Source organism: Tunturiibacter gelidiferens (assembly GCF_051013345.1).
Lineage (GTDB): Bacteria > Acidobacteriota > Terriglobia > Terriglobales > Acidobacteriaceae > Edaphobacter > Edaphobacter gelidiferens_A.
Genome location: NZ_CP132939.1, coordinates 113,000 through 135,159, shown reverse-complemented (window position 1 = coordinate 135,159; position 22,160 = coordinate 113,000). Strand labels below are relative to the sequence as shown.

At 56.6% G+C, this 22,160-nt stretch carries 19 protein-coding genes and 1 pseudogene; 18 read left to right on the top strand and 2 right to left on the bottom strand.

Annotated elements, in window-relative coordinates:
- The first annotated feature begins 53 nt into the window (after nt 1–53).
- The 5 genes from RBB80_RS00640 to RBB80_RS00620 all read left to right on the top strand — a co-directional run bounded on the left by RBB80_RS00640 (nt 54) and on the right by RBB80_RS00620 (nt 5,126).
- Entirely contained in the window at nt 54–1,505 is a 1,452-nt protein-coding gene (locus tag RBB80_RS00640; protein WP_433966453.1) for a TolC family protein, read from the top strand.
- The gene (locus RBB80_RS00635; RefSeq protein ID WP_179585969.1) at nt 1,502–1,822 is read left to right on the top strand and encodes a YtcA family lipoprotein; all 321 of its coding nucleotides are present in this window, start codon (nt 1,502–1,504) and stop codon (nt 1,820–1,822) included. Before RBB80_RS00640 ends, RBB80_RS00635 begins: the two co-directional genes overlap by 4 nt.
- An 11-nt stretch (nt 1,823–1,833) precedes the next feature.
- Nucleotides 1,834–3,060, top strand: a complete 1,227-nt coding sequence (locus tag RBB80_RS00630) for a biotin/lipoyl-binding protein (RefSeq protein ID WP_179585967.1) — start codon at nt 1,834–1,836, stop codon at nt 3,058–3,060.
- Between the two features lie 405 nt (nt 3,061–3,465).
- Nucleotides 3,466–4,791: an FUSC family protein gene (locus RBB80_RS00625; RefSeq protein ID WP_433966452.1), complete on the top strand. Its 1,326-nt coding sequence runs from the start codon at nt 3,466–3,468 to the stop codon at nt 4,789–4,791.
- A 50-nt stretch (nt 4,792–4,841) separates the two neighbouring features.
- Nucleotides 4,842–5,126, top strand: coding sequence for a hypothetical protein (locus RBB80_RS00620; RefSeq protein ID WP_433966451.1), 285 nt, complete (start codon nt 4,842–4,844; stop codon nt 5,124–5,126).
- 81 nt (nt 5,127–5,207) lie between these two features.
- On the opposite strand, the gene RBB80_RS00615 is transcribed toward RBB80_RS00620, so the two are convergent.
- Both RBB80_RS00615 and RBB80_RS00610 read right to left on the bottom strand, forming a co-directional pair.
- The gene (locus tag RBB80_RS00615) at nt 5,208–5,960 is read right to left on the bottom strand and encodes a SphA family protein (protein WP_433970032.1); all 753 of its coding nucleotides are present in this window, start codon (nt 5,958–5,960) and stop codon (nt 5,208–5,210) included.
- Nucleotides 5,961–6,248: 288 nt separating this feature from the next.
- Nucleotides 6,249–6,527, bottom strand: coding sequence for a DUF5681 domain-containing protein (locus RBB80_RS00610; RefSeq protein ID WP_433966450.1), 279 nt, complete (start codon nt 6,525–6,527; stop codon nt 6,249–6,251).
- 176 nt (nt 6,528–6,703) lie between these two features.
- Here RBB80_RS00610 and RBB80_RS00605 point away from each other — a divergent pair, with 176 nt between their 5' ends.
- The 13 genes and pseudogenes from RBB80_RS00605 to RBB80_RS00545 all read left to right on the top strand — a co-directional run bounded on the left by RBB80_RS00605 (nt 6,704) and on the right by RBB80_RS00545 (nt 22,155).
- The gene (locus tag RBB80_RS00605) at nt 6,704–7,108 is read left to right on the top strand and encodes a nuclear transport factor 2 family protein (RefSeq protein WP_433966449.1); all 405 of its coding nucleotides are present in this window, start codon (nt 6,704–6,706) and stop codon (nt 7,106–7,108) included.
- Between the two features lie 111 nt (nt 7,109–7,219).
- Nucleotides 7,220–8,080 carry an itaconate degradation C-C-lyase RipC gene (gene ripC, locus RBB80_RS00600; RefSeq protein ID WP_433966448.1) on the top strand — a complete coding sequence of 287 codons (861 nt, stop codon included), beginning with the start codon at nt 7,220–7,222 and terminating at the stop codon, nt 8,078–8,080.
- Between the two features lie 51 nt (nt 8,081–8,131).
- Nucleotides 8,132–8,656 carry a (R)-specific enoyl-CoA hydratase RipB/Ich gene (gene ripB / locus RBB80_RS00595; protein WP_433966447.1) on the top strand — a complete coding sequence of 175 codons (525 nt, stop codon included), beginning with the start codon at nt 8,132–8,134 and terminating at the stop codon, nt 8,654–8,656.
- Nucleotides 8,657–8,716: 60 nt separating this feature from the next.
- Complete coding sequence (locus RBB80_RS00590; RefSeq protein ID WP_433966446.1) at nt 8,717–9,079, top strand: hypothetical protein; 363 nt, start codon at nt 8,717–8,719, stop codon at nt 9,077–9,079.
- The gene (locus tag RBB80_RS00585) at nt 9,079–10,041 is read left to right on the top strand and encodes an acetyl-CoA hydrolase/transferase family protein (RefSeq protein ID WP_433966445.1); all 963 of its coding nucleotides are present in this window, start codon (nt 9,079–9,081) and stop codon (nt 10,039–10,041) included. Before RBB80_RS00590 ends, RBB80_RS00585 begins: the two co-directional genes overlap by 1 nt.
- Before the next feature lie 27 nt (nt 10,042–10,068).
- Nucleotides 10,069–11,057, top strand: a pseudogene (locus RBB80_RS00580) (AEC family transporter).
- 32 nt (nt 11,058–11,089) lie between these two features.
- Nucleotides 11,090–12,487: an MmgE/PrpD family protein gene (locus RBB80_RS00575; RefSeq protein WP_433966444.1), complete on the top strand. Its 1,398-nt coding sequence runs from the start codon at nt 11,090–11,092 to the stop codon at nt 12,485–12,487.
- 94 nt (nt 12,488–12,581) lie between these two features.
- The gene (poxB, locus tag RBB80_RS00570; protein WP_433966443.1) at nt 12,582–14,303 is read left to right on the top strand and encodes a ubiquinone-dependent pyruvate dehydrogenase; all 1,722 of its coding nucleotides are present in this window, start codon (nt 12,582–12,584) and stop codon (nt 14,301–14,303) included.
- A gap of 56 nt (nt 14,304–14,359) precedes the next feature.
- Nucleotides 14,360–15,814, top strand: coding sequence for a TolC family protein (locus RBB80_RS00565; RefSeq protein ID WP_433966442.1), 1,455 nt, complete (start codon nt 14,360–14,362; stop codon nt 15,812–15,814).
- A 17-nt stretch (nt 15,815–15,831) separates the two neighbouring features.
- Complete coding sequence (locus RBB80_RS00560; protein ID WP_433970031.1) at nt 15,832–16,125, top strand: YtcA family lipoprotein; 294 nt, start codon at nt 15,832–15,834, stop codon at nt 16,123–16,125.
- 15 nt (nt 16,126–16,140) lie between these two features.
- On the top strand, nt 16,141–19,434 hold the full coding sequence (locus RBB80_RS00555) for an FUSC family protein (protein ID WP_433966441.1): 3,294 nt from the start codon (nt 16,141–16,143) through the stop codon (nt 19,432–19,434).
- A 529-nt stretch (nt 19,435–19,963) separates the two neighbouring features.
- Nucleotides 19,964–20,719: a serine/threonine protein kinase gene (locus RBB80_RS00550; protein ID WP_433966440.1), complete on the top strand. Its 756-nt coding sequence runs from the start codon at nt 19,964–19,966 to the stop codon at nt 20,717–20,719.
- Nucleotides 20,716–22,155 carry an ATP-binding protein gene (locus tag RBB80_RS00545; RefSeq protein ID WP_433966439.1) on the top strand — a complete coding sequence of 480 codons (1,440 nt, stop codon included), beginning with the start codon at nt 20,716–20,718 and terminating at the stop codon, nt 22,153–22,155. The genes RBB80_RS00550 and RBB80_RS00545 overlap by 4 nt, the downstream gene beginning before the upstream one ends.
- Nucleotides 22,156–22,160: the final 5 nt, after the last annotated feature.

Genomic DNA, 22,160 nt, shown 5'->3' with positions numbered 1-22,160 from the left:
GCTGGCTCGACACGTCTTCAATCAATCTGCGTTCAGTGTGAAGAGTATCGGAGATGAAATTACAAGGATTACTCCTGTCGAATCGTGGAATGTTGGGCATTGCCTTCGTCTGCATGTTTCTGCCAGTGATTGCGCATCCGCAACATGCGCCGCAGGTTCCTGACCGTCCATGGGACAGCAACCGGGCAGAGAGCGGTGTGCATGCGGAGCCAGGTAACGAGCTGAAGCTTGATCCGACCCACACTTATGTACTCGCGGAGCTGATTGATCTCGCCGAGCTGAATAATCCTGAGACGCGTGAAGCCTGGGCATTCGCCAAAGGTCGCGCAGCTCGATTGGGGATCTCCCGCTCTGACCTATACCCGACGCTGGTGGCGAGCGCTTTGGGAGTGGCGTCGAAGGATGGCATTTTGATCAATGATCGCTTTGTGCTGCAAACGCTCGGAGAGTATGACCTTGCTATCAGCCTCTCTTATACGCTTCTCGACTTTGGCGAGCGCCGCGGTCACATCGACGAGGACCGTGCACAGCTTCTGGCGGCTAACTTCGCATTCAACCAGGTTCACCTGAAGATTGTGAGCAGGGTACTTGCATCTTTTTTCCGGCTTCAGCAGACTCAAGGCGAAGTCGCTGCAGCGGAGGCTAATCTAACTTCGGCGCGTACTGTGCGCGAAGCCGCCGAGCAACGACTTGATCTTGGCGTGGCCACCGTTCCTGATCTGCTTGAGGCACGCAGCACGGAGGCGCGCGCTGTCTATAACCTCGAGTCGGCACGAGGCGCGCGCCAGATTGCTTCGGGCGATCTTGCAACCGTACTCACGGCCTCTCCAGCGAGTGACTACAAAGTTCAGAGCCTCGATAGCCTCCCAATTCCGAATGAGTTGAATGAAACTGCTGAACAAGCGATTAATAAAGCACTCTCGCAACGCCCCGATCTGCTTGCCCAGATGGAGCGGGTTCGCGCAGCCAGCGGAGCGATCACGAGCGCTCGTTCCGAGTGGTACCCGCGATTGACGTTTCAGGGTGACGAGGATTTTCTGAGGGCACATGGCGAACAAACTCCATTTCCTGGTGTGTATGCTGGCGCAAATACCTATCATGCGGAACTTTCGCTGAACTGGACGGTGTTCGATGGCGGGCGCCGGAGGAACGATGTCGAGGAGGCACATGCTTCGCAGAAGCAAGCGCAATCGGCGGTTGATCGAATGCGCGATGAGGTGAGTGATGAAGTGTGGAGGGCATATTCCAATGTCAACACCGCGTTTCGTCAACGCGACGCTGCGACCATGCTGTTGACCGCTTCGACGGATTCTTATGAAGCCGCGTTGCAGAGTTACCGCCTTGGCGTACGCAACCTGGTTGACCTGCTGGCTGCAGAACGCGATCTGGCTGATGCCCGTTCGGCTGACATAACGGCCCGGGTGAGTGTGCTTAATTCGCTGGCGGAGCTGGCGTACAGCACGGGAGATCTTCTTAAAACCACAGCCAGGAGACCTTCTCCATGAACAATCACTTTCATTGCTCTCCTGTGTCGTCTCTCGGAATCAAAGATTCTCGAGTGCTACGTCGTCCTCGATTCTGGGCGACGTTCCTGCCGCTTGCCGGGTTGTGTGGTTGCCGACGGGCCCCATCGCTCGGCATCTATGGCTCCTATTTTCCTGGGTGGCTGATCTGCCTTGTCCTTGGTATCGCACTCACTGTAGCGATCCATCTAGTGCTGAGGCGACTGGGCTATGAAGCTCGCCTGAATCCGCTTGGCCTTGTGTACATCGCGCTTTCGATTACGCTCACGTGTCTGTTGTGGCTGGTTCTCTTTTATTAGGAGGTGTTTCTATGGCCGACTCCATCGATCCTCGACCAGACGCAGACCCGGTTGGGAGAATCATCTCGATCACTATCATTGCGAGCGCTGTTGTTTGCCTCATTCTGGTGATCGTGCTGACAGCGATGCACCCACGAACGGATGACGCCACGGTGTTCGCAAATTTCATTGGGATTGCTCCGGTTGTAGAGGGGCCAGTAGTGCACCTGGCTGTGCAGGACAATCAGTATGTACACAAGGGCGATCTGCTTTATGAGATCGACGATCTGCCTTATCGCTACGCTCTGAAGCAGGCACTGTCGGAGCAGGCCGCGCTTGAGGGGAATATTCGCGATCAGACGCGCCAGATCGCTGGTCAAAGGAGCGCCGTCGTTGCGCAGAGAGCGGCGCAGAATGCTTCAGAGGCTGCGATGCATCGGGCTACGGCATTGATTGATGAGGCGACAGCCGACGTGGGACATGCGGAGGCCGCCGTAAAACAGGCTCAGGCTGAGTACGACTATGCCGAGAGCAATCTGAAACGCGTCGAGCCATTGCTGACGCGAAAGTTTGTGACTGCGGACCAGGTGGATCAACTGCGCTCGAATACGAAGGCCAGAGCTGAACAGCTTCGGCAGGCGCAGGCGCAGTTAGTGCTCAAGCAGGCGTCGCTGAAAGCTGCTCTTGAAGGACAGACTCAGTCTGTCGCCGAGGTTGGTCAGAATGAAGCGCAGGTGGAGCAGCGCGGTCGCGAGGTGAGAATACTTGATCCTCTTACGACACAGCGCGAAGGGCGACAGGCAGCGGTAGAGCATGCTTACTACAACCTGAACCATTGCCGGGTGTATGCACCCTTCGATGCGCGCGTGACGAATCTGACGATTGCGGAGGGCGCGTATGCGCATGTTGGGGAACAACTGTTCACGCTGATCGATGCGCGAATCTGGTGGACGGTCGCGAACTTTCGCGAGGACCAGATTGGCCATATACATCCTGGCGATCACGCAAGGGTGTTCATTATGCAGGTGCCGAATGCGGAGTTTGACGGAGTCGTCGACAGTGTTGGCTACGGAGTTATACCTGACCCTGACGTTATTGGTGTCATAAAGCCCGGATTGCCGGCAACCGATCGCACACTCAACTGGGTGCACCTGGCGTCACGGTATCCGGTTCGGGTCCGCATTCTGAATGCGCCTGCGGAAGTGCTGCGAGTGGGCGCTACGAGCCTTGTCGCGATACAGGGAGGCAATCATCGCTAGCACCGCTACCATCGCGGCACAGGGGCGGCGGTCGTATTGGATAGCGCTGTGGCAGATCGTGCGGAATGAACTCGAGCCGTATCCGGGCCGTCTCGACAAAACGGTTCAATACACGGTTGCGACCGTGATTGCAGCCATCGTAGTACTGACCTTTCGATTGCCGAGCGCTGTGCTTGGGGTCTACTATCCGCTCCTGCTGATGGAGGACACGCCTGCTGCGAGCTTTCGCGTAGCTAAAAAATGCGGCCTGTTTCTTTTTTGCCGCAATCTGGGTTTTGTGCGGTGCGGTCTTTTTCTTGGATCTCCTATGATGCACTTTCTTTGGGTGGTCTGTACGCTATTTCTCGCTTGCTGGTTGATTGAAGCGGGGAGGATCATGCGGCGGCGACCAGTTTCGGGATTTACGTGGCCACAGGCATCAGTGTTCTTGATGCGCCGATCTCTCCAGATGTTCGCTTTGAGAACATCCTTTACATTTTGCTGAGCCTGGTCATGGGGATTGCGATCTTCCTGGCCGTTCAATATGTCATGGCTGGCGACGAGAAACAAAATGGTCTGGAGCGAGGTATCGGTACAAGGCTTCTAATTTTGCGTAACTGTCTGGAGTTGATTTCGGAAGGGCGTACACCGGGGCGATTGCTTCGGCGGCAGTTGCGGAAGTATTTCATGATCGGGACAGGGCGAATACGAAAGACATTGCTTGGGCTGGACTACACGCGACGAGTTCGCGATGAACAGTCGTCAGCCGTTGGTCTGATCGGCAATATGATTGAGTTTACTTACAGTCTGGTAGAGACGCCCGGTCAACCTGTGCCCAATCAGCAGGCGCGACTGCGTGGGGTAGTGAATGCGATTGATCAGGTGCGAGCGGATTATGCTGCGAGGCGAGCGCCGGAACCTATTCCGTTGCCTGCTCCGCAGCCGGGTGAACTGCGTCGCTCGCCGGTGTACCGGCTCGAATACTCGATTGCTATTCTTACCCAGGTTTACTCCAGCTATTTGATTGCTGACCGGGTTCCTGAAGAGCACCCGAAACCGAAGGGCCTGATTCGACCTGGATCAGTTACGAATCCTGCAACTCTGCGATTCGCCATGCGGGCGTCTTTGGCCGCTATTTTTTGCTACTTGTTTTATTGGGCTGTTGATTGGCCAGGTTTGGCCGTCGCTCTAACCACGTGCATCGTGACGGGGCTCTCGAGTGCAGGGGCGTCACGTCAGAAGCAGATGCTTCGCTTTTTTGGAGGGGCTATTGGTGGGGTGTTTGCCTTCGTTGCGCAGATATTCATTTTGCCGCGTGTTCAATCGGTTGGCGGATTCAGCTTGACGCTGGCCGGAGCGATCTTCTGCTCGGCGTGGGTCTTCTTAGCTTCGCCGCGTATCGCGTATGCCGGCCGTCAGATGGCGCTTGCTTATGAGGCTGTCCATCTAACCGATCCGTACTATAACGTCGGGCTCACTCAGGTGCGGGATCGCGTCTTTGGAGTTTTTCTCGGGCTGGTTGCAATGTGGCTGATCTTTGACCGGCTGTGGTCGCGTCCTGCGGCACCCACGATGACGCAATTGTTTGATGAAACGCTTGATTGCATCGCGGAGCTTCCTAAGCGGGGAGTGTTGAAGCGGTTCCTGCGCTCACGCGATTGCGAGAGACGATTGATGGTAACTTCGACAAGATCCGAGATCTGGCTGATGCTGTGTTGCTCGAATTCAGACGGGATAGGGCACACGACCTGATATCACGCTATCGCGTTCGTTCCTGGATGCCGCTGATACGGAGCATCTTCATGCTGCGGTTGGCTATCATGCGGCGCTGCTGGGTTGACGAAGCGGGTGTAGATGATCCGCGAGTTGCAGAAGCGATCGCCACTTCGACGAGTGTGCTCCAGGAGATTCGCGGGATGGCTACCGTTGATATTTCGAAGAGGCCTGATCCACCTTTGGCAGCGCGCGTGGTGCCGATTCCTAAAACAACAGCGAACGAACCGGCGGTTGTGAGGATTGCTGCTTCTCTCGCAACGGTGAGCGCCTACCTTCGCGAAGACGTATTGCTTGATTTACGCGGAACTTGAAGGTGTTCGAACCTGGCTCTCCGTGGTGTTACGAAGGGGCGTAGTGCGTGAGGGCGCTTTGGTCGAAACGTTTTCAACTGCTTACTTTGCTGGTTTCATATGCAGAAGATCGAGACACGTGATGCTGAAGACGAGGACCTGGCCTGAGGTGCGGAGCTGTACTCCGAATTGCTTCTCGTACCGAACGTCGAAGGCCAGGCGATGCTTGATGTCGGTGTACTTCCACTCGGCGCCTGCGCCGAAGCCGCGGTCGAGTTGGCCGGCAATCAGAGGGTTGATTCCACTGCCGGAGTCAGCCGAGAGCTTCTGCGAGGCGTAGCCGACGAAGCCGGCATTCATCTGGTATTTGAAGAAGCGGCGGCCGAAGCTGTACTCGCCGGTGAAGATGGGGCCGGGCTTTACATCGAGGCCCAGCTTGCTGTGATTGATCTCCCAGGTGGTGAGGCCCGAGGCGTTCCAGAGCTTTTTCTTGTCGAAGGCGTAGGTTGCGCCTGCCTGAATCTGGTGCTCCCAGAATCCGAGGCCGGGGTTGAGAGGCGAGCTGGGGTCAAAGTCTCCGCTGGGGGCATAGAAGGCGTAGCCTGCGGTGTAGTTCGCTTTGCCCTTCTCCCAGCCGAGGCCGATGGGCTCGAAGAGTATGTCGGAGATACCGGCGGACTCTGCGGACGCATTGAAAGCATTGGAGGTGAAGCGGGTGTTGAGGATGGGGACCATGAAGGCCAGAGCGTAGTCGCCTCCGAGAATCTTCTTTGGGGTGACGACACTGTACGCAGCGATGACGCCTCCTACATCGATGTCGGGCTTCAAGACAGTATTGCCATTGGGGCCTTTGATGGAATCGACAGGCTCGACAAGGCCGAAGGTGGCGGCGTAGAAGCCGGGGGGCGCGGAGGAGCCGTTTTCGAGGCCGGTGAAGCCGCCAATGTAGTGGCCTAGCTGTTAGGCAGGGAGGAGGCCGAGAGAGCTGCAAGAGCAATGAGGGAGAAAAATCGTGAGCGTGCACAGAGAAAGACCGGCTTCATGAGAGATCTCCGAAGGAACATAGATTCAGATCCGGGATTGAGACGCAGTGCAACAACTCTGCAACGGGATTAAGTCGCAACCTTAGAAAAACTTAGGAAGCTACTCGCCTTGAACTTGTGTAACCTTGCCTTCAATCCGCTCAGTGATTTCACGGAGCAGGAGAACCATAGCCATATTCCCCTTGAGAAGGATTTTCGTTACGGCCTGCTCGATAGCTGCCACGTTCTTCGGATCGGCCAGAATCCGCTCATACATCTCCGTAATCGGCTTAGTAGCGGGCCGTCCGCCCGGATTCCCTGACTGTCCGGGCTTAAAGCGGTAGGGAGCGAGTCTCGCTGTTTTCTCGCTGTTCTGAGTGTCTTTAGATTTAATTGCCATTACCGTGAGTTCTTGAGTCAGGCACGTTCTGCTGAGCGTTCGTCATTTTGCTGAGCCTGAAGCATGAATCTGATGGTGACGCTGTCTCTTTTCAATACCTTAGCACTTGGCATGATGCCTGCATATCTAAATGCGAAAGAGCACGAGTAGATCGCCACAGTTAAGGAGCGATTCAAATGGAAGTTACATCAGAGAGCGTTCGCGAGATCTTCAAGGGACTTGAGAACGGCAACGGTGCCGCGTTCTTCGAACGGGTAGCAGACGACGTCGACTGGACAGTGATGGGCACCCATCCGCTCGCCGGCCACTACCGTAGCAAGAAGGCTTTCACGGAGGGTACCTTCGCCAAGTTGAGCCAAGTTCTCCCACAGGGCGCGCAGCTCCATGTGGCGGATTTGCTCGTAAAGGACGATGTGGCGGTAGTTGAACTTCATTCTCTCGCGACAGCCAAGAACGGCATGCGCTTCGACAACCGCTACTGCTGGGTAGTTTATTTCCGAAATGGCCTAATCGTGCGAGTTCGTGCCTACCTCGACTCGGCGATGGTCGCCCGACTGTTCGAAGAGAATTCGATTGCCTGATCGGCTGCGCCGATCTCCCATTCCGCCGCCTCCACGACAGACCAGACGGGATGACGGCCGACCGTTTCTGATCGGCGTTGAGGTTAGTTGACAACGATTGGAGGATCTGAAATGACACTTCCGAAGTCGCAACAAGCGATTCTTGCACTCAAGAGTTGGCTGTTCACACCAGCGACCAAATCTGACAGATTTGGTCGCGCAGCCGACGCTTATGCCGACGCCCTAATCATTGATCTTGAAGACGCAGTGGCTCCATCTGCAAAGAATGAAGCGCGGGAAACAGCACTCGGTTATCTGGCGGTGATGCCTCCAGATCATCTCCCTTGCTCCCTGAGAATTAATTCCCCGGACACGAGGTTTGGGTTCGATGATCTGCAAGCGCTATTAGGCTCTCCAGCCGACCCCGATTACCTGATCTTACCGAAATGCAGGTCGTCCTCTCTCATTGGCTTGGTAGGAAACCTGCTGGGAGAGGCGGGCAAGACGGCGCAGATTATTGCGCTCATCGAGAGCGCCAAGGGTGTAGACGCTCTCGATGAGATCGTCCGAGGAGACGCCAAGCCAGCTGCTTTGCTCTTCGGAGCCGCGGATATGGCTGCTGATCTTGGAGCGGAGACTGCGTGGGAGCCGCTGCTTTGGGTACGGTCGCGCGTTGTTCAATCAGCTGCATCAACCGGGATCGCACTCCTGGATTCGCCCTATTTCAATATTGAGGACACAGAAGGCCTCAAGCAGGAGACGAAAGCTTCGGCCAGTCTGGGATTTCACGGCAAATGTGCAATCCACCCGGGACAAATCGCAACTATCAATGAAGTCCTAATGCCGAGCGAACAACAGGTCGCCCAGGCACGCCAGATCCTTGTCGTGAACCAGAAGGGCGTAGGTTCTTTGGACCACCAGATGGTGGATGAAGCCGTCGCGCGCAAGGCGAGGCTCGTTCTTGAACGAGCTGGAATTGCTGCCGAGAAATAAGTCTGGCCATCAGAGAGACGGCATTAACGAAAGAAAGCAGAAGGAGAGGACATGGAGAAGGCACTATCGGCATACCGGGAACTAGGCCCGAAGCACTATCGCGAGACATCCGGCCTTTACTACGAGGACTTCGAAGTCGGTGACGTATTCGAGCACCGTCCAGGAAGGACGATCACAGATGTCGACAACATCTGGATGACGCTGCTCACTATGAATGTGCAACCTGTCCATTTCGATGCAGCCTATGCCTCGAAGACAGAGTGGAAAAAGATGCTGGTGGACAGCACATTCACGCTTGCACTCATCACTGGCATGAGCGTCCGAACCATCAGCGCCAAGGTCGTTGCCAATCTCGGATGGGACAAGGTCAAGGCGACACATCCGGTTTTCGCCGGGGACACGCTCTACGCGGAGTCGACGGTTCTATTCAAGCGCGAATCAAAAAGTCGTTCCACGCAAGGGATCGTGACGGTTTCCACACGGGGGCTGAATCAGGATGGCAAGGAAGTGATGAGCTTCGAGCGCACGATGCTGATTTACAAGCGGGATCATCAACCGGACTCCGCAAACTACTAAATCTCTCACAAGCCCGCGTTACTCACGAATCGTCAAAACGGATCGAATCCGAGGAAAACCATGTTGGAACCCAAATCGCTTTATCGATCGAAGCTCACCACACCCGCAGACGCGGTCGCGATGATTGCCTCCGGAGCCACCCTGTCTATGGGCATGGCCATGACAGAGCCTCCAGCGTTACTCAAGGCATTGGCGGACCGTGCCGCCGCAGGCAAAGTCGATGATCTAAAGATTTATTACTTCGAGTCTACGCGTATCGCTGGCGAGACTATTCTGCGTTACGAGCTGGCCGACCGCATTCATCCCTATTGCATGTTCGTCACGGGAGTCGAGCGTGCACTGATCAAAAAGGGATGCAGGACGGGGGCAACAAGACACTCACCTACGTTCCAAGCAACTTCCATCAGTCGCCCCGGCTCTTGATGGAACACATCGGCATCGACACCTTTCTCGTGACGGTGTCGCCCATGGATCGTCACGGGTACTTTACTTTCGGCACGGGGAATGACTACTCCAGCAAGGTAGCTCGTGCGGCCAAACACCTGATCGTGGAGGTGAACGATCAGATGCCGCGGGTCTATGGTTCTCTGGCACAACTACATGTGTCAGAAGTCGAGGTCATCGTCGAGAACAACGTACCGTTACTGGAGTTGCCCGTTCCTGAGTCGTCACCTGAGGACGCCACGATTGGTAGGATCATCGCCGAGATGGTGCCGGATGGTGCATGCCTGCAGATGGGCGTCGGTGCGTTACCAAACATAGTCTGCTCGCAACTCAGTGGCCGGAAGGATCTCGGCATCCACACGGAAGCGCTCTGCCCTGGGATGATCGACCTGATCGAAGCCGGTGTGGTGACCAACCGGCGCAAGCGTCTCAACACGGGAAAGACCGTCTTCACCTTCGCCATAGGGCAAAAGGCTATGTATGACTTCCTGGACGACAACCCGTCCGTCGAGAGCCACCCGGTGGATTATGTCAATGACCCGTACGTCATCGCCCAAAACGATAACGTCGTCTCGGTCAATGCCGCCTTGCAAGTCGACTTGACTGGAGCAGCCAACGCTGAACATCTGCTCGGTCATCAGTACAGCGCCACGGGAGGCCAACTCGACTTCGTGCGTGGCGCTTACGCTTCCCGCGGCGGCAAGTCAATCATCGCCTGCCATTCAACTGCGGCCAAAGGCAAAGTGTCGCGAATCGTGGCTCGCCTGGAAGGCCCGGTGACCACTCCGCGCACCGACACGCAGTTCGTCGTCACAGAATTCGGTTGGACGGACCTCAAAGGTAAGTCATCGACGGAGCGCGCCAAAGCATTGATCGCCCTGGCGCACCCCGAGTTCCAAGGTGAGCTCACCGCGGCGGCCAAGAGCATGCACCTGATTTGAGAAGTTCAGGACACGAGACCTACAGCCATGCTAGACACAATTTTGAGCGCACTACTACCAATGGTCGTCACCTTTTTGCTTGGTTTCGTGGCGGCCTGGCAACACGATTTTGGGTCAAAGGATGCCTCGACCCTGAATCGGATGGTGCTTCAATACGCAGTACCGCTGGCGCTTTTTGCCGGAACCGTTATGACGTCGCGCAAGGAACTCAGTCAGGATATACCGCTGGTTATTACCCTATGCGTTGGCATTATTGGCTTCTATTGTGTCGTCTTTCTGTTTTCCCAACTGTTTCTTCATATGAATATGGGCGGCAGCGCGCTCGCCGCGCTGACGGCTTCGGCGCCAGCAGTGCCTTTCGTCGGCCCAGCCGTGCTCGGTGATCTATTCGGAGGGCTCAGCGCCATTCCGATCGCGATAGCCAGCCTGGTCATCAATCTCACGGTCGTGCCAATCACAATTCTGCTTCTTGCACTGGATTCGAAAGGGGAGACTCACAGAACAAAAGTCCTCTTCTGCAGGCAGGAAGGGATTCGGCATCGGCACCTAAATCATACGTCTCGGTGTTTACTGGCAGACTTGCGGAGACCGTGAAAGAGCCAATCGTCTGGGCGCCGGTACTCGCATTCGTTGTCGTGTTGAGGGGCCTCCGCATTCCTCAACTCATCGTCCACTCGCTTGCCCTTCTTGGCCACGCATCCGGAGGAGTCGCGCTGTTTGCCTGCGGGATCGTGCTTGCATCCGGGAAGATCAAAGTCAACCGGTATGTCTTGTTCTTCGTATTCCTGAAAAACATCATTCAGCCCGCCCTGGTTCTGGGTAGCTTGCGATGGATGGGCTATGGCAATCCTGTAGTCAGTGAGGCCGTGCTGACTACGGCCATTCCAGCCATGCCTATTGTGCTCATGCTTGCTTTGCAGTACCGCGTCGCACAGGAGGAGGCAGCGTCCTCTGTGTTCCTCAGCGTAATGGGCTCCATTGTCACGATGGGAGTATTCATCGCCCTAACGCACTAAACAGATTGACCCCAAAACGGAGAATCCAAATCATGACTCAAATTGAAGCTCTCGCAAAGTACGCCGCCCGCGCCTCCTTCGACGACCTTTCGGCCGAATCACGCAGACAGTTACCAATCCACATTCTAGACTCGCTGGCTTGCTGCATCGCCGCACTGGGCGCCGCACCGATCGAGGCTTGTCGCGAGCAGGTCGCGGAGTTCGGCGGCAGCAGCCCATGCACGTTGATCGGCGGCAGCCAGGCGAACCCCATCTACGCAGCGTTCTGGCATACCGCACTCGTACGCTACGTCGATTTTATGGACAACTTCCTGGCTCAAACCGAAACCTGCCATACCGCGGATAATTTCGGCGTCGCACTTACCATCGCCGATTACGTGGGCGGCAGTGGACGCGATTTGATGCTCGCAGTGGCATTAGGCTACACGGTGCAGTCACGTTTTGTTGATAAGGCCAACTTCATGAGCAGCGGCCTCGACCACACCGCGCAACTGGCCTTCTCTCACAATGCCGCCGGCGGCCTGCTGCTCGGTCTGAGCGAGCAGCAGATTGGTCACGCCATGGCGATGGCCGCGGTCAGTGATGCGTCCTTCGCTGTCGTTCGGGCGAAGCCACTGTCGCAGTGGAAGGGTCTGGCCTCGGCGCAGTCGGCGCTCGGCGCCATGAACGCGTTGTTCCTGGCCCGTCGCGGAGTGCAGGGTCCTCTGCAAGTTATTGAGGGCCCCCTGGGCATCGATCACCTCCTGAGGATGAAGATCAACATCGACTGGGAGAAACAGGGGTACGAGGGCGTCGTGGGGAGCACCATCAAAAAGTACAACTCTATGATCCACACCCAGTCCGCGGTCCATTGCATGGTCGAACTTGCGAGCCGGAACAAAATTGATTTCGACAAGATTGTCTCAATCGAAGCAGAGGTGTTCCAACTCGCGTTTGACTTCGCAGGTGGCGGCCTCTATGGCGTGGACAAGGTGATCCGCACCAAGGAACAGGCGGATCACAGTCTGCCGTACTTGCTTGCGGTGGCCCTCCTTGACGGCGACGTGATGCCGTCGCAATTTGAGCCGGAACGCATCATCAAGCCCGACGTGCAGGCGTTACTAAAGAAGGTCTCGGTCCGGCCGAGCCATGAATACACGGAACTATACCCCGGGAAAATGCCCGTTAAGATCGCCATCACGTTACAGGGCGGGAAAATGATCGAACACAGTGTCCAGGACTACCCGGGCCTCGCTTCCCATCCATTCACCTGGGAGGATGCCGTCGAGAAGTTCGACACGCTCGTTGCTGGTCGCATCAGCGAGGGCCTGTCGCGTGAGATCAAGGATGCCGTGCATTCGGTCGAAAACGTCCAGGTCCAGGACCTGATGGAACTGCTCGGCGCCGTCAAGGTAGGCCACACGGCACTCGCGTCATCGAACGCCGCCTGAGAAATCGCGCAGATCGAAGGCACGTTTGCAGTAACCGGGTAAATTAGGTGCGAAATCGTGGGCAAGCATGGATGGGAACACAAGGAGAAGAGCCATGGCAAAGGTGGCAGAAGTACTGGTTCAGACGTTGATAGAAGCCGGTGTCAAGCGGGTCTATGGAGTCGCCGGCGATTCATTAAACGGGATGACGGATACGATCCGCAAGAGCGACAAGATTGAATGGTTACACGTGCGCCATGAGGAAGTGGCCGCCTTTGCGGCAGGGGCCGAGGCACATCTTACGAACGAGATAGCTGTCTGTGCCGGCAGTTGTGGTCCTGGAAACCTCCACCTTATTAACGGGCTCTTTGATTGCCATCGCAGCCGAGTTCCTGTCCTTGCAATCGCGGCGCAGATTCCGAGTCACGAGATCGGTGGTGGGTATTTTCAGGAGACCCATCCGGAACACTTGTTTAAGGACTGCAGCTATTACTGCGAATTGGTGTCACAGCCTGAGCAGATGCCGCGCATCCTGGCCATTGCCATGCGGACAGCCATCGCGAGACGCGGCGTAGCTGTTGTGGTGATCCCCGGAGATATCGCATTGCGTGAATGCCCTGCGCCGGCCATCTCTTTGGGAATTCTGGAATCGGCATCGACAATCCGTCCCTCGGAAGGCGAATTGCAGAAGGCGGCGGAGATTTTAAATAGAGCCAAGAAGATTACGATCCTCGGCGGAGCAGGATGCGAAGGGGCGCATGATGAGCTTGTCGCTGTTGCTCAGCGTCTGAAAGCGCCCATTGTGCATGCGATGCGCGGAAAGGAGTTCATCGAGTATGACAATCCATTCGATGTAGGAATGACAGGACTCCTCGGATTTTCCTCCGGCTACCACGCCATGATGAACTGCGATGCGCTGCTCATGCTCGGCACTGATTTCCCCTATCGCCAGTTTTATCCAACAAATGCAGCAATTATTCAGGTTGACATCCGGGGCGAGCAGATCGGGCGACGCACACATGTCAGCCTTGGGTTGATCGGCAAGGTCAAGGACACCCTGGAAGCGCTCACTCCTCTGATCGAAGAGAATATCGATACGTCTTATCTGGACAAATGCATCAGCCATTATCGCCAGGCACGCCGGGGATTGGACGATCTCGCGATAGGAGAGCTTGGACGAACTCCGATTCATCCGCAGTACGTCGCTAAGATCGTTGACGAAATTGCCAGCGAGGACGCAGTCTTCACCTGCGATGTGGGTACGCCCACGATCTGGGCTGCGCGCTATCTCACGATGAACGGCAAGCGCAGGCTGCTCGGCTCGTTTACGCACGGTTCGATGGCAAACGCCCTGCCGCAGGCGATTGGCGCACAGGCGGCGTATCCGGGCCGGCAAGTGATCAGCCTTTCAGGCGATGGCGGGTTGGCAATGCTGCTCGGAGACATACTGACCCTTAAGCAATTGAATCTTCCAGTGAAGCTGGTGGTATTCAACAACAGCACACTGGGTTTCGTAGAGCTTGAAATGAAGGCCGCCGGCCTTATTGACTATGGCACAAGCCTCGTGAATCCCAATTTCGCGAAGCTGGCCGAGTCGGCAGACATACTTGGCGTCCGAGTGGAAAGTCCGGAGGATTTGAGACCCGCGCTCGAACGCGCCATCGCACATGACGGACCGGCTCTGGTTGAGGTGATCGTGAGCCGGCAGGAACTCTCGATGCCTCCCACGATCAGTGCGGAACAGGCGTTGGGATTCAGCCTTTATATGATCCGCGCCGTCATCAACGGTCGCGGAGACGAGGTCATCGACCTCGCCAAAACGAATTTCTTTCGTTGAGAGAGGAAGATAGGGAGTTTTCCAAAATATGCGTGCGAGCACAGAAAGTCTGGGAGATGAAAACACAAGGAGTACTCCCAACGAAGGGGAGCAGAGTGTGGAGCATCGTGTGTGCCTGCACTCTACTCCCGTTCACCGCCTATGCGCAGCGTGCGCCCTCGGTTCCTGACCGTCCGTGGGAGAGTGGTCGTGCGGAAAATGGCCTGCATGCCGGACCGGGAAATGAAATGAAGCTTGACCCGGCTCACATCTATACGCTCTCAGAGCTGATCGATCTCGCAGAGCAGAACAATCCGGCGACACGCGAAGCCTGGGCATTCGCCAAGGGGCGCGCGACTCTATTGGGCATCTCGCGCTCTGACCTATACCCCACCTTGGTGGCGGGCGCTCTTGGAGCAACCTCGAAAGATGGCGTCCTGATCAATGAGAATTTCGCGTTGCAATCGGTCGGGGAGTACGACCTTGTCTTTAGCCTCTCCTATACGCTTCTCGATTTCGGCGAGCGCCGTGGGCATATCGACGAGAGCCGAGCTCATCTTTTGGCCGCAAACTTTCGTTTCAACCAGGTCCACCTGGAGCTTGTCAGTCGGGTACTTGCAGCCTTTTTTCGTTTCCAGCAAGCTCAGGGCGAGGTTGTCGCGGCCGAGGCCAATCTGACCTCGGCACGAACGGTCCGCGAAGCAGCCGAACAACGCCTTGGCCTCGGCGTGGCTACGGTTCCCGATGTGCTGGAAGCGCGCAGCGCCGAGGCGCGCGCTGTCTATAATCTGGAGTCGGCACGGGGCGCGCGTCAGACCGCTTCGGGCGATCTCGCAACCGTGCTGATGGCCTCTCCGCCCAGTAACTATAAGGTGCAGAGTCTCGATAGCCTGCCAATCCCCGATACGTTGGATGAAACCGCTGAGCAGGCGATCAGCAAGGCCCTTGCCTTGCGCCCGGATTTACTGGCGCAGATGGAAGAAGTACGCGCAGCTAACGCCGCCGTTACAAGCGCTCACTCCGAGTGGTATCCACGATTGATGTTTCATGGCGACGATGGCTATCTCCGGGCTTATGGACAGCAGTCTCCACTTCCCGGCGCATACGCCGGCGCCAATGTCTATCATGCGGAACTTTCTCTCAACTGGACCGTGTTCGACGGCGGGCGCCGCAGAAATGAGATCGAACAAGCGAGAGCATCGATGAAACGGGCTGAGGCTGATGTCGATCGCAAGCGGGACGAAGTGAGCGACGAAGTATGGCGTGCTTACTCCGATGTCAATACGGCCTTTCGCCAGCGCGACGCGGCAACCACACTGTTGACTGCTTCGAGCGATTCTTATGAAGCGGCGCTTGAGAGCTACCGGCTCGGTGTGCGCAATCTCGTCGACCTGTTAGCAGCCGAGCGCGATCTGGCTGACGCCCGTTCGGCTGACATCACGGCTCGCGTAGGGGTGCTTAACTCCCTCGCCGCGCTTGCCTACAGCACTGGAGACTTACTAAAGACCACTGCCAGGAGACCGGCACCGTGAGAGACCACTCTCTTCATATGAAGCTGCGCGCAGGCAAAGGTCTTCGAAGACTGTGTCGGCATGCGGTTTGGATGGCGGTTCTGTCCCTGTTGCTATTCAGCGGCTGTCGCCGGGCTCCATCGATCGGCATCTATGGCTCCTATTTCCCGGGATGGCTCCTTTGTCTCGCCTTCGGCATTGCACTCACCGCGGCGGCACATCTTGTGCTGAGACGGATGGATTATGAGGTGCATTTGCGGCCACTCGGCCCCTTTTTCATTTCACTTTCGATAACGCTCACATGCCTGTTGTGGTTAATTTTCTTCTACTAGGAAGGCCGGCGCATTATGGACGACTCAAATGATCCGCAACCTGAGACGTATCTGTTGGGCCGAATCGTCTCGATTATTGTCATTGCGAGCGCAGTCCTCAGCCTCGCCCTGGTTATCTGGCTGACGGCGATCCACCCCCGTACAGACGACGCGACCGTTTTAACAAACTTCATCGGGATCGCGCCCGTCGTGGAAGGTCCTGTTGTTCGTTTAGCTGTGCAAGACAATCAATTCGTCCACAAGGGCGAGCTGCTGTATGAGATCGATGATCTGCCTTATCGCTATGCTCTCCAGCAGGCGCTTTCGGAGCAGGCCGCTCTCGAAGGGAATATCCGTGATCAGTCGCGGCAGATTGCCGGTCAAAAGAGTGCAGTCGTTGCCCAGCAGGCTGCGCAGAATGCTTCGGAAGCTGCGATGCACCGCGCTACAGCGCAGATTGACGAGGCAACAGCCGATGTGGGACATGCGGAAGCCGCGGTCAGACAGGCGCAGGCGGAATACGACTACGCAGCAAGCAACCTGAAGCGTATCGAGCCCTTGCTGACCAGAAAATTTGTAACTGCAGACCAAGTGGACCAACTGCGCTCGAACACAGAGGCGCGCGCCGAGCAACTTCGTCAAGCACAGGCACAGCTTGTGCTCAAACAAGCTTCTCTCAAAGCTGCGGTTGCGGCACAGCTTCAATCCGTTGCGCAGGTCGGAGAGAATCAAGCGCAGGTCGAGCAGCGCGGCCATGAAGTCAGAATTCTTGATCCTCTCACTTTGCAACGCGAGGCTCGGGCCGCCGCCGTGGAACACGCAAAGTACAACCTCGATCACTGCCGGGTCTATGCACCTTTCGACGCCCGCGTCACTAATTTAACGATCGCCGAAGGGGCATTTGCGCATATCGGCGAACAACTGTTCACTCTCATCGACGCGCGAACCTGGTGGACGGTCGCAAACTTCCGCGAAGATCAGCTCACGCATATTCATTCAGGCGATCATGCCAGAGTTTTTGTCATGCAGGCGCCTGGCGTGGAGTTCGACGGAGTTGTCGACAGCGTCGGTTTTGGTGTGACGCCCGATCCGGATGTAGTCGGTATCCTCAAGCCGGGATTGCCAGCGACGGATCGTACGCTCAACTGGGTGCATCTGGCCGCGCGTTATCCCGTCCGTGTTCGCATCCTGAATGCTCCTGCTGGGGTTCTTCGGGTTGGTGCCACAAGCCTGGTTGCTATCCAGGAGGCGATCATCGCTAGCTTCGCTTCCATGGCGGCACAACAACGGCGTTCTTATCGATCAGGACTCTCGCGCCTTGTGCGCAATGAACTCGAGCCTTATCCAGGGCGCCTTACCAAAGTGATCCACTACACCGTCGCGACCGTCGTGGCAGCCATCCTGGTTCTGACTTTTCGGCTGCCGAGCGCTGTGCTCGGTGTCTACTATCCGCTCCTGTTAATGAAGGACACGCCGGCGGCGAGTTTTCGTGCGGCGAAAAGCTGTACGCTGTTCCTTTTCTTTGCTGCCCTATGGCTGTTATGTGGTGCAGTCTTCGTGCTTGGCTCCCCTCTATTGCACTTCCTCTGGGTGGCCTGCACGCTCTTCCTCGCTGCCTGGTTGATTGAAGCTGGGGAGGATCCTGCAGCGGCAACGAGTTTCGGACTCTATGCGGGTTCAGGAATCGAGGTTCTCGATGCGAGGATCTCCCCCGAGGTTCGCTTCGAGACGATCCTCTATATCCTGTTGAGCCTCCTCATCGGCATCGCGACATTCCTTGCCGTTCAGTATGTCCTGGCCATCGACAAGGAGGCGAATGGAGTGCGGCGCGGTCTCCATACGAGGCTTTCCGTTGTGCGCGACTGTCTTGAAGTGATCTCCGATGGCCGCATACCAGGTCCGCTACTTCGGCGACGGTTAAGGCAGTATTCCATGGTCGGCACTGGACGATTGCGTCACACCTTACTTGGGTTTCATTACTCGCGAAGGGTTCATGATGAGCAGGCCTCCGCCATCGCCCTCATTGGCAATATGGTGGACTTCACCCGTGATCTGGTGGGTGCGCCCAGCCAGCCAGTGCCGAATCAGCGGGAGCGGCTCCGCGAGATAGTGAATACCATAGACCAGCTGCGGGAGGACTTCCTCGCAGGCCGGGTGCCGGAGCTGCGATCTTTGCCATCTCCACAGCCAGGGGAATTACGCCGTTCTCCTGTCTACAGGCTTGAATATTCGGTGGCCATCCTTACAGAAATCTATTCCAGCCATTTGATCGCTCAACGTGTCCCTGAAGAAAAGCAGAGACCGAAGGGCCTGCTTCGGCCCGGCGCTCTCGCGGACCCCGAAATCCGCCGCTTCGTCCTGCGCGTTTCTCTGGCAGCTATTTGCTGCTATGTGTTTTACTGGGCCGTCGACTGGCCTGGACTCTCTGCCGCACTCACGACCTGTATTGTGACGGCACTTTCGAGTGCAGGAGCATCTCGACAGAAGCAGATGCTTCGCTTCTTCGGCGTGATGGCGGGCGGGGTCCTTGCCTTTGTGGCACAGATTGTCATTCTGCCTCACACGCAGTCGATTGGTGGATTCACGCTGGCCTTGGCGGGAGCGATCTTCTGCGCGACCTGGGTCTTCACTTCCTCACCACGTATTGCGTATGCCGGTCGTCAGATGGCGCTCGCATATGAGCTTGTCCACCTGAGCGACCCACGCTACAACGTCGGTCTCACTCAGGTGCGGGACCGGGTCTTTGGAATCTTTCTGGGGCTGATTGCAATGTGGCTGATCTTTGACCGTCTCTGGACGCGTCCCACCGCCCCGACGATGACTCACCTGTTCGACGAGACTCTTGAACTCATCGCCGAGCTTCCAGCTCGTGGCAGTCTGGAGCTCGCCGCCAGCGTCACTCGGCAACGCAACACGATCGACCGCAACTTCGACAAAATTCGCGATCTAGCCGATGCCGTTCTGCTTGAGTTTCGTCGCGAGCGAGAATACGACCTTAGGGCGCGCAGCCGCATACGTTCCTGGCAGCCGTTGGTCCGCATCATCTTCATGTTGCGTCTCGCCATTCTGCGGCGCGGCTTGATCAAAAATACCGGCGCGGACGATCCGCGTGTCGCCGAAGCAATTACGGTATCCTCACGTGTGCTGCGAGAGGTTCGCGGTATGACGATAGTTGACGTGTCCAGAACGCCAGATCCGCCGCTGGCTGCCTGTGTCGTGCCGATTCCTCACGCAGGAGTCAACGAACATCCTATCGTTAGAATAGCTATCTCTCTGGCAACTCTAAGCGCCTACCTGCGTGAGGATGTTTTGCTCGATCTTATCTCCTAACGGTTCTTCGGCGACACCGTGCCTTGGCATCAGTACTATGCAGATGAGCGCCCCTCGCGCTCAGTCAACTGGAGCTGATAAAGCTTCGGAATGTAATGGTGCCGGATCGCAAGTACCGTTCTTCAATCCAACCGATCCTCAGCGGGCGAACCGTGCGCGGTTGTGACAATTTGATCTCGATAGTGCCAGAAACGCGAACGGGCGAGGGCGGGAGAACGCCGATGCCAAGTCCGGCCGCAATCCTCTCTGCTGTGGCTGAGTGCGCATCAGCAGTTTCGGGCGTGGCAGGCGATTCCGGGCTACAGGACACGCACCTCACCTACCTCTAATCCCCGAGGAACTTAGACACAAGCCTGGCGTAGTCGCGGACGTCATAAGACATTAGGAGCAATCTTATGCCCAGGCTCTTTGGCAGTACTCTTGATCGATGTTCGGTGAACCAAACTCTACATACGGCTGCAAGCTTCGGAATCATCAACTTTGACCTGCTTTGAGCGATTTGTCAGAATGACTTCAGAGTTGGTCAGCCGTGGCGAAGATTATACTTTCCGGGACAGACCCTCCAGGGTACGAGCTCGTACCTCTGCGGGAAGGTGTGGAATTCACCCTTTACCGTGGCCGGCAGGAAGGCAACCAATCTCCCGTACTCGTAATGGCTCTGGCGGCAGAGTATCCGTCGCCTCAGAGTCTCCGGCGGCTGGAACACGAATACTCGTTCGCAGCCGAAGTCGATCCCGCATGGGCAGCCAAGCCTCTGGCGCTCACTCGTCACGAAGGGCGAGCGATCCTCGTACTCAAAGATCCTGGCGGTGATCCTCTGGATCTGATTCTTGAGCGAGGCCAGGGACAACCGCTCGATCTGACCCGCGCCCTGCGAATCGCGATCGGCTTGACGACGGCGCTCTGCCAAGTCCATCGGCACGGACTCATACATAAGGACATCAAGCCTGAAAACGTGCTCGTCGACGACGCCGACTGCGTATGGCTTACTGGCTTCGGAGTTGCATCGCGGTTGCCCCGCGAGCTCCAGCCGCCCGCACCGCCGGAGATTATTTCCGGCACGCTGGCCTACATGGCACCCGAGCAGACCGGCCGCATGAACCGTTCGGTCGATGCCCGCAGCGATTTTTACTCCCTGGGCGTCACCTTGTATCTGATGCTTACCGGCGCACTGCCATTTGACGCAGCCGACCCCTGGAATGGGTCCACTGCCACATTGCACGCCGGCCGACACCGCCTCGGGATCGCGCTGCAGTGCCCGAGCCATTGTCTGCGATCGTTATGAAGCTCCTGGCCAAGAACGCCGAGGACCGTTATCAGACCGCTTTAGGCGTTGAGGCCGATCTTCAAAAGTGCTTCGGGGAATGGGAATCAAGAGGGTGCATTGAACCGTTCCAGCTGGGGACACACGATGTCCCAAACCAGTTGCTGATACCCGAGAAGCTTTACGGGAGGGAGCGCGAGGTCGATGCTCTGCTTGCGGCGTTCGAGCGTGTTGTTGCCGGCGGAAGGCCGGAATTGGTTCTTGTCTCCGGATACTCTGGCATTGGCAAATCCGCTGTTGTCAATGAACTTCGCAAATCCCTTGTTCTGCCGCGTGGCTTATTTGCGTCGGGCAAGTTCGACCAGTACAAGCGCGATATTCCTTACGCAATTGTGGCGCAAGCTTTCCAGAGCCTTTTGCGCCCACTGATGAGTAAGCCTGAAGGCCAGCTGAGCAAATGGCGGGATGACCTTCTATTGGCGTTAAGTCCGAATGGATCGCTCCTTATCGATCTCGTCCCTGAATTGAAGCTAATCATCGGAGAGCAGTCGCCTGTTGCCGCTTTACCGCCTCAAGACGCGAAAACTCGCTCCTATCTTGCATTTCGGCGGTTTATCAGCGTTTTCGCGCGCCCTGAACATCCGCTGGCCCTGTTTCTCGACGATTTGCAATGGCTTGACGTGGCAACACTCGACTTTCTAGAGGATTTGCTGGTCCAGCAGGATCTGGCACACCTTCTCGTGGTCGGCGCTTATCGAGACAACGAGGTCGACTCGGCGCATCCGCTGATGCGGAAGCTGTCGGCAATCCGTCAAGCCGGAGCCGCTGAGCAGGAGATCCGTCTGACGCCGCTGAGCTCCGACGATTTGGCACACTTGATTGCAGATACCCTCCATTGTGAATCGCAGCCTGCGCTGTCGCTGGCGCAACTCTTGCACGAGAAGACTTCCGGCAACCCGTTTTTTGTCCGTCAGTTTATCCATGCCCTGGTTGAAGAGGGGCTCATCACTTTCGACCATAGAGATGCCCGATGGCGCTGGGATCTGGATGCCATTCGGGCTAAGGGTTATACCGACAACGTTGTAGACCTTATGGTTGCAAAACTGAACCGGCTTCCAGTTGCAATTCAAAAGGCCCTGCAGCAATTTGCCTGCATTGGAAACAGCGCCGAAGCCGCCACACTTTCTGCTGTTCTTGAGGCGTCCGAACAAGAGACCGAAGCGGAACTATGGGAGGCTCTCCACCAGGAGCTGATTGTCCGCTCGGAGAACTCTTACCGGTTTGCGCACGACCGCATACAGGAAGCGGCCTATTCCCTCATCACAGCAGAAACGCGCGCCGAGGCTCATCTACGAATAGGGAGACTGCTCAATGCGCACACTCCCCTGAAAAGCATGAGGAGGCCATATTCGAGATCGTCAATCAGCTTAACCGTGGAGCCTCACTCGTCACATTAGAAGAT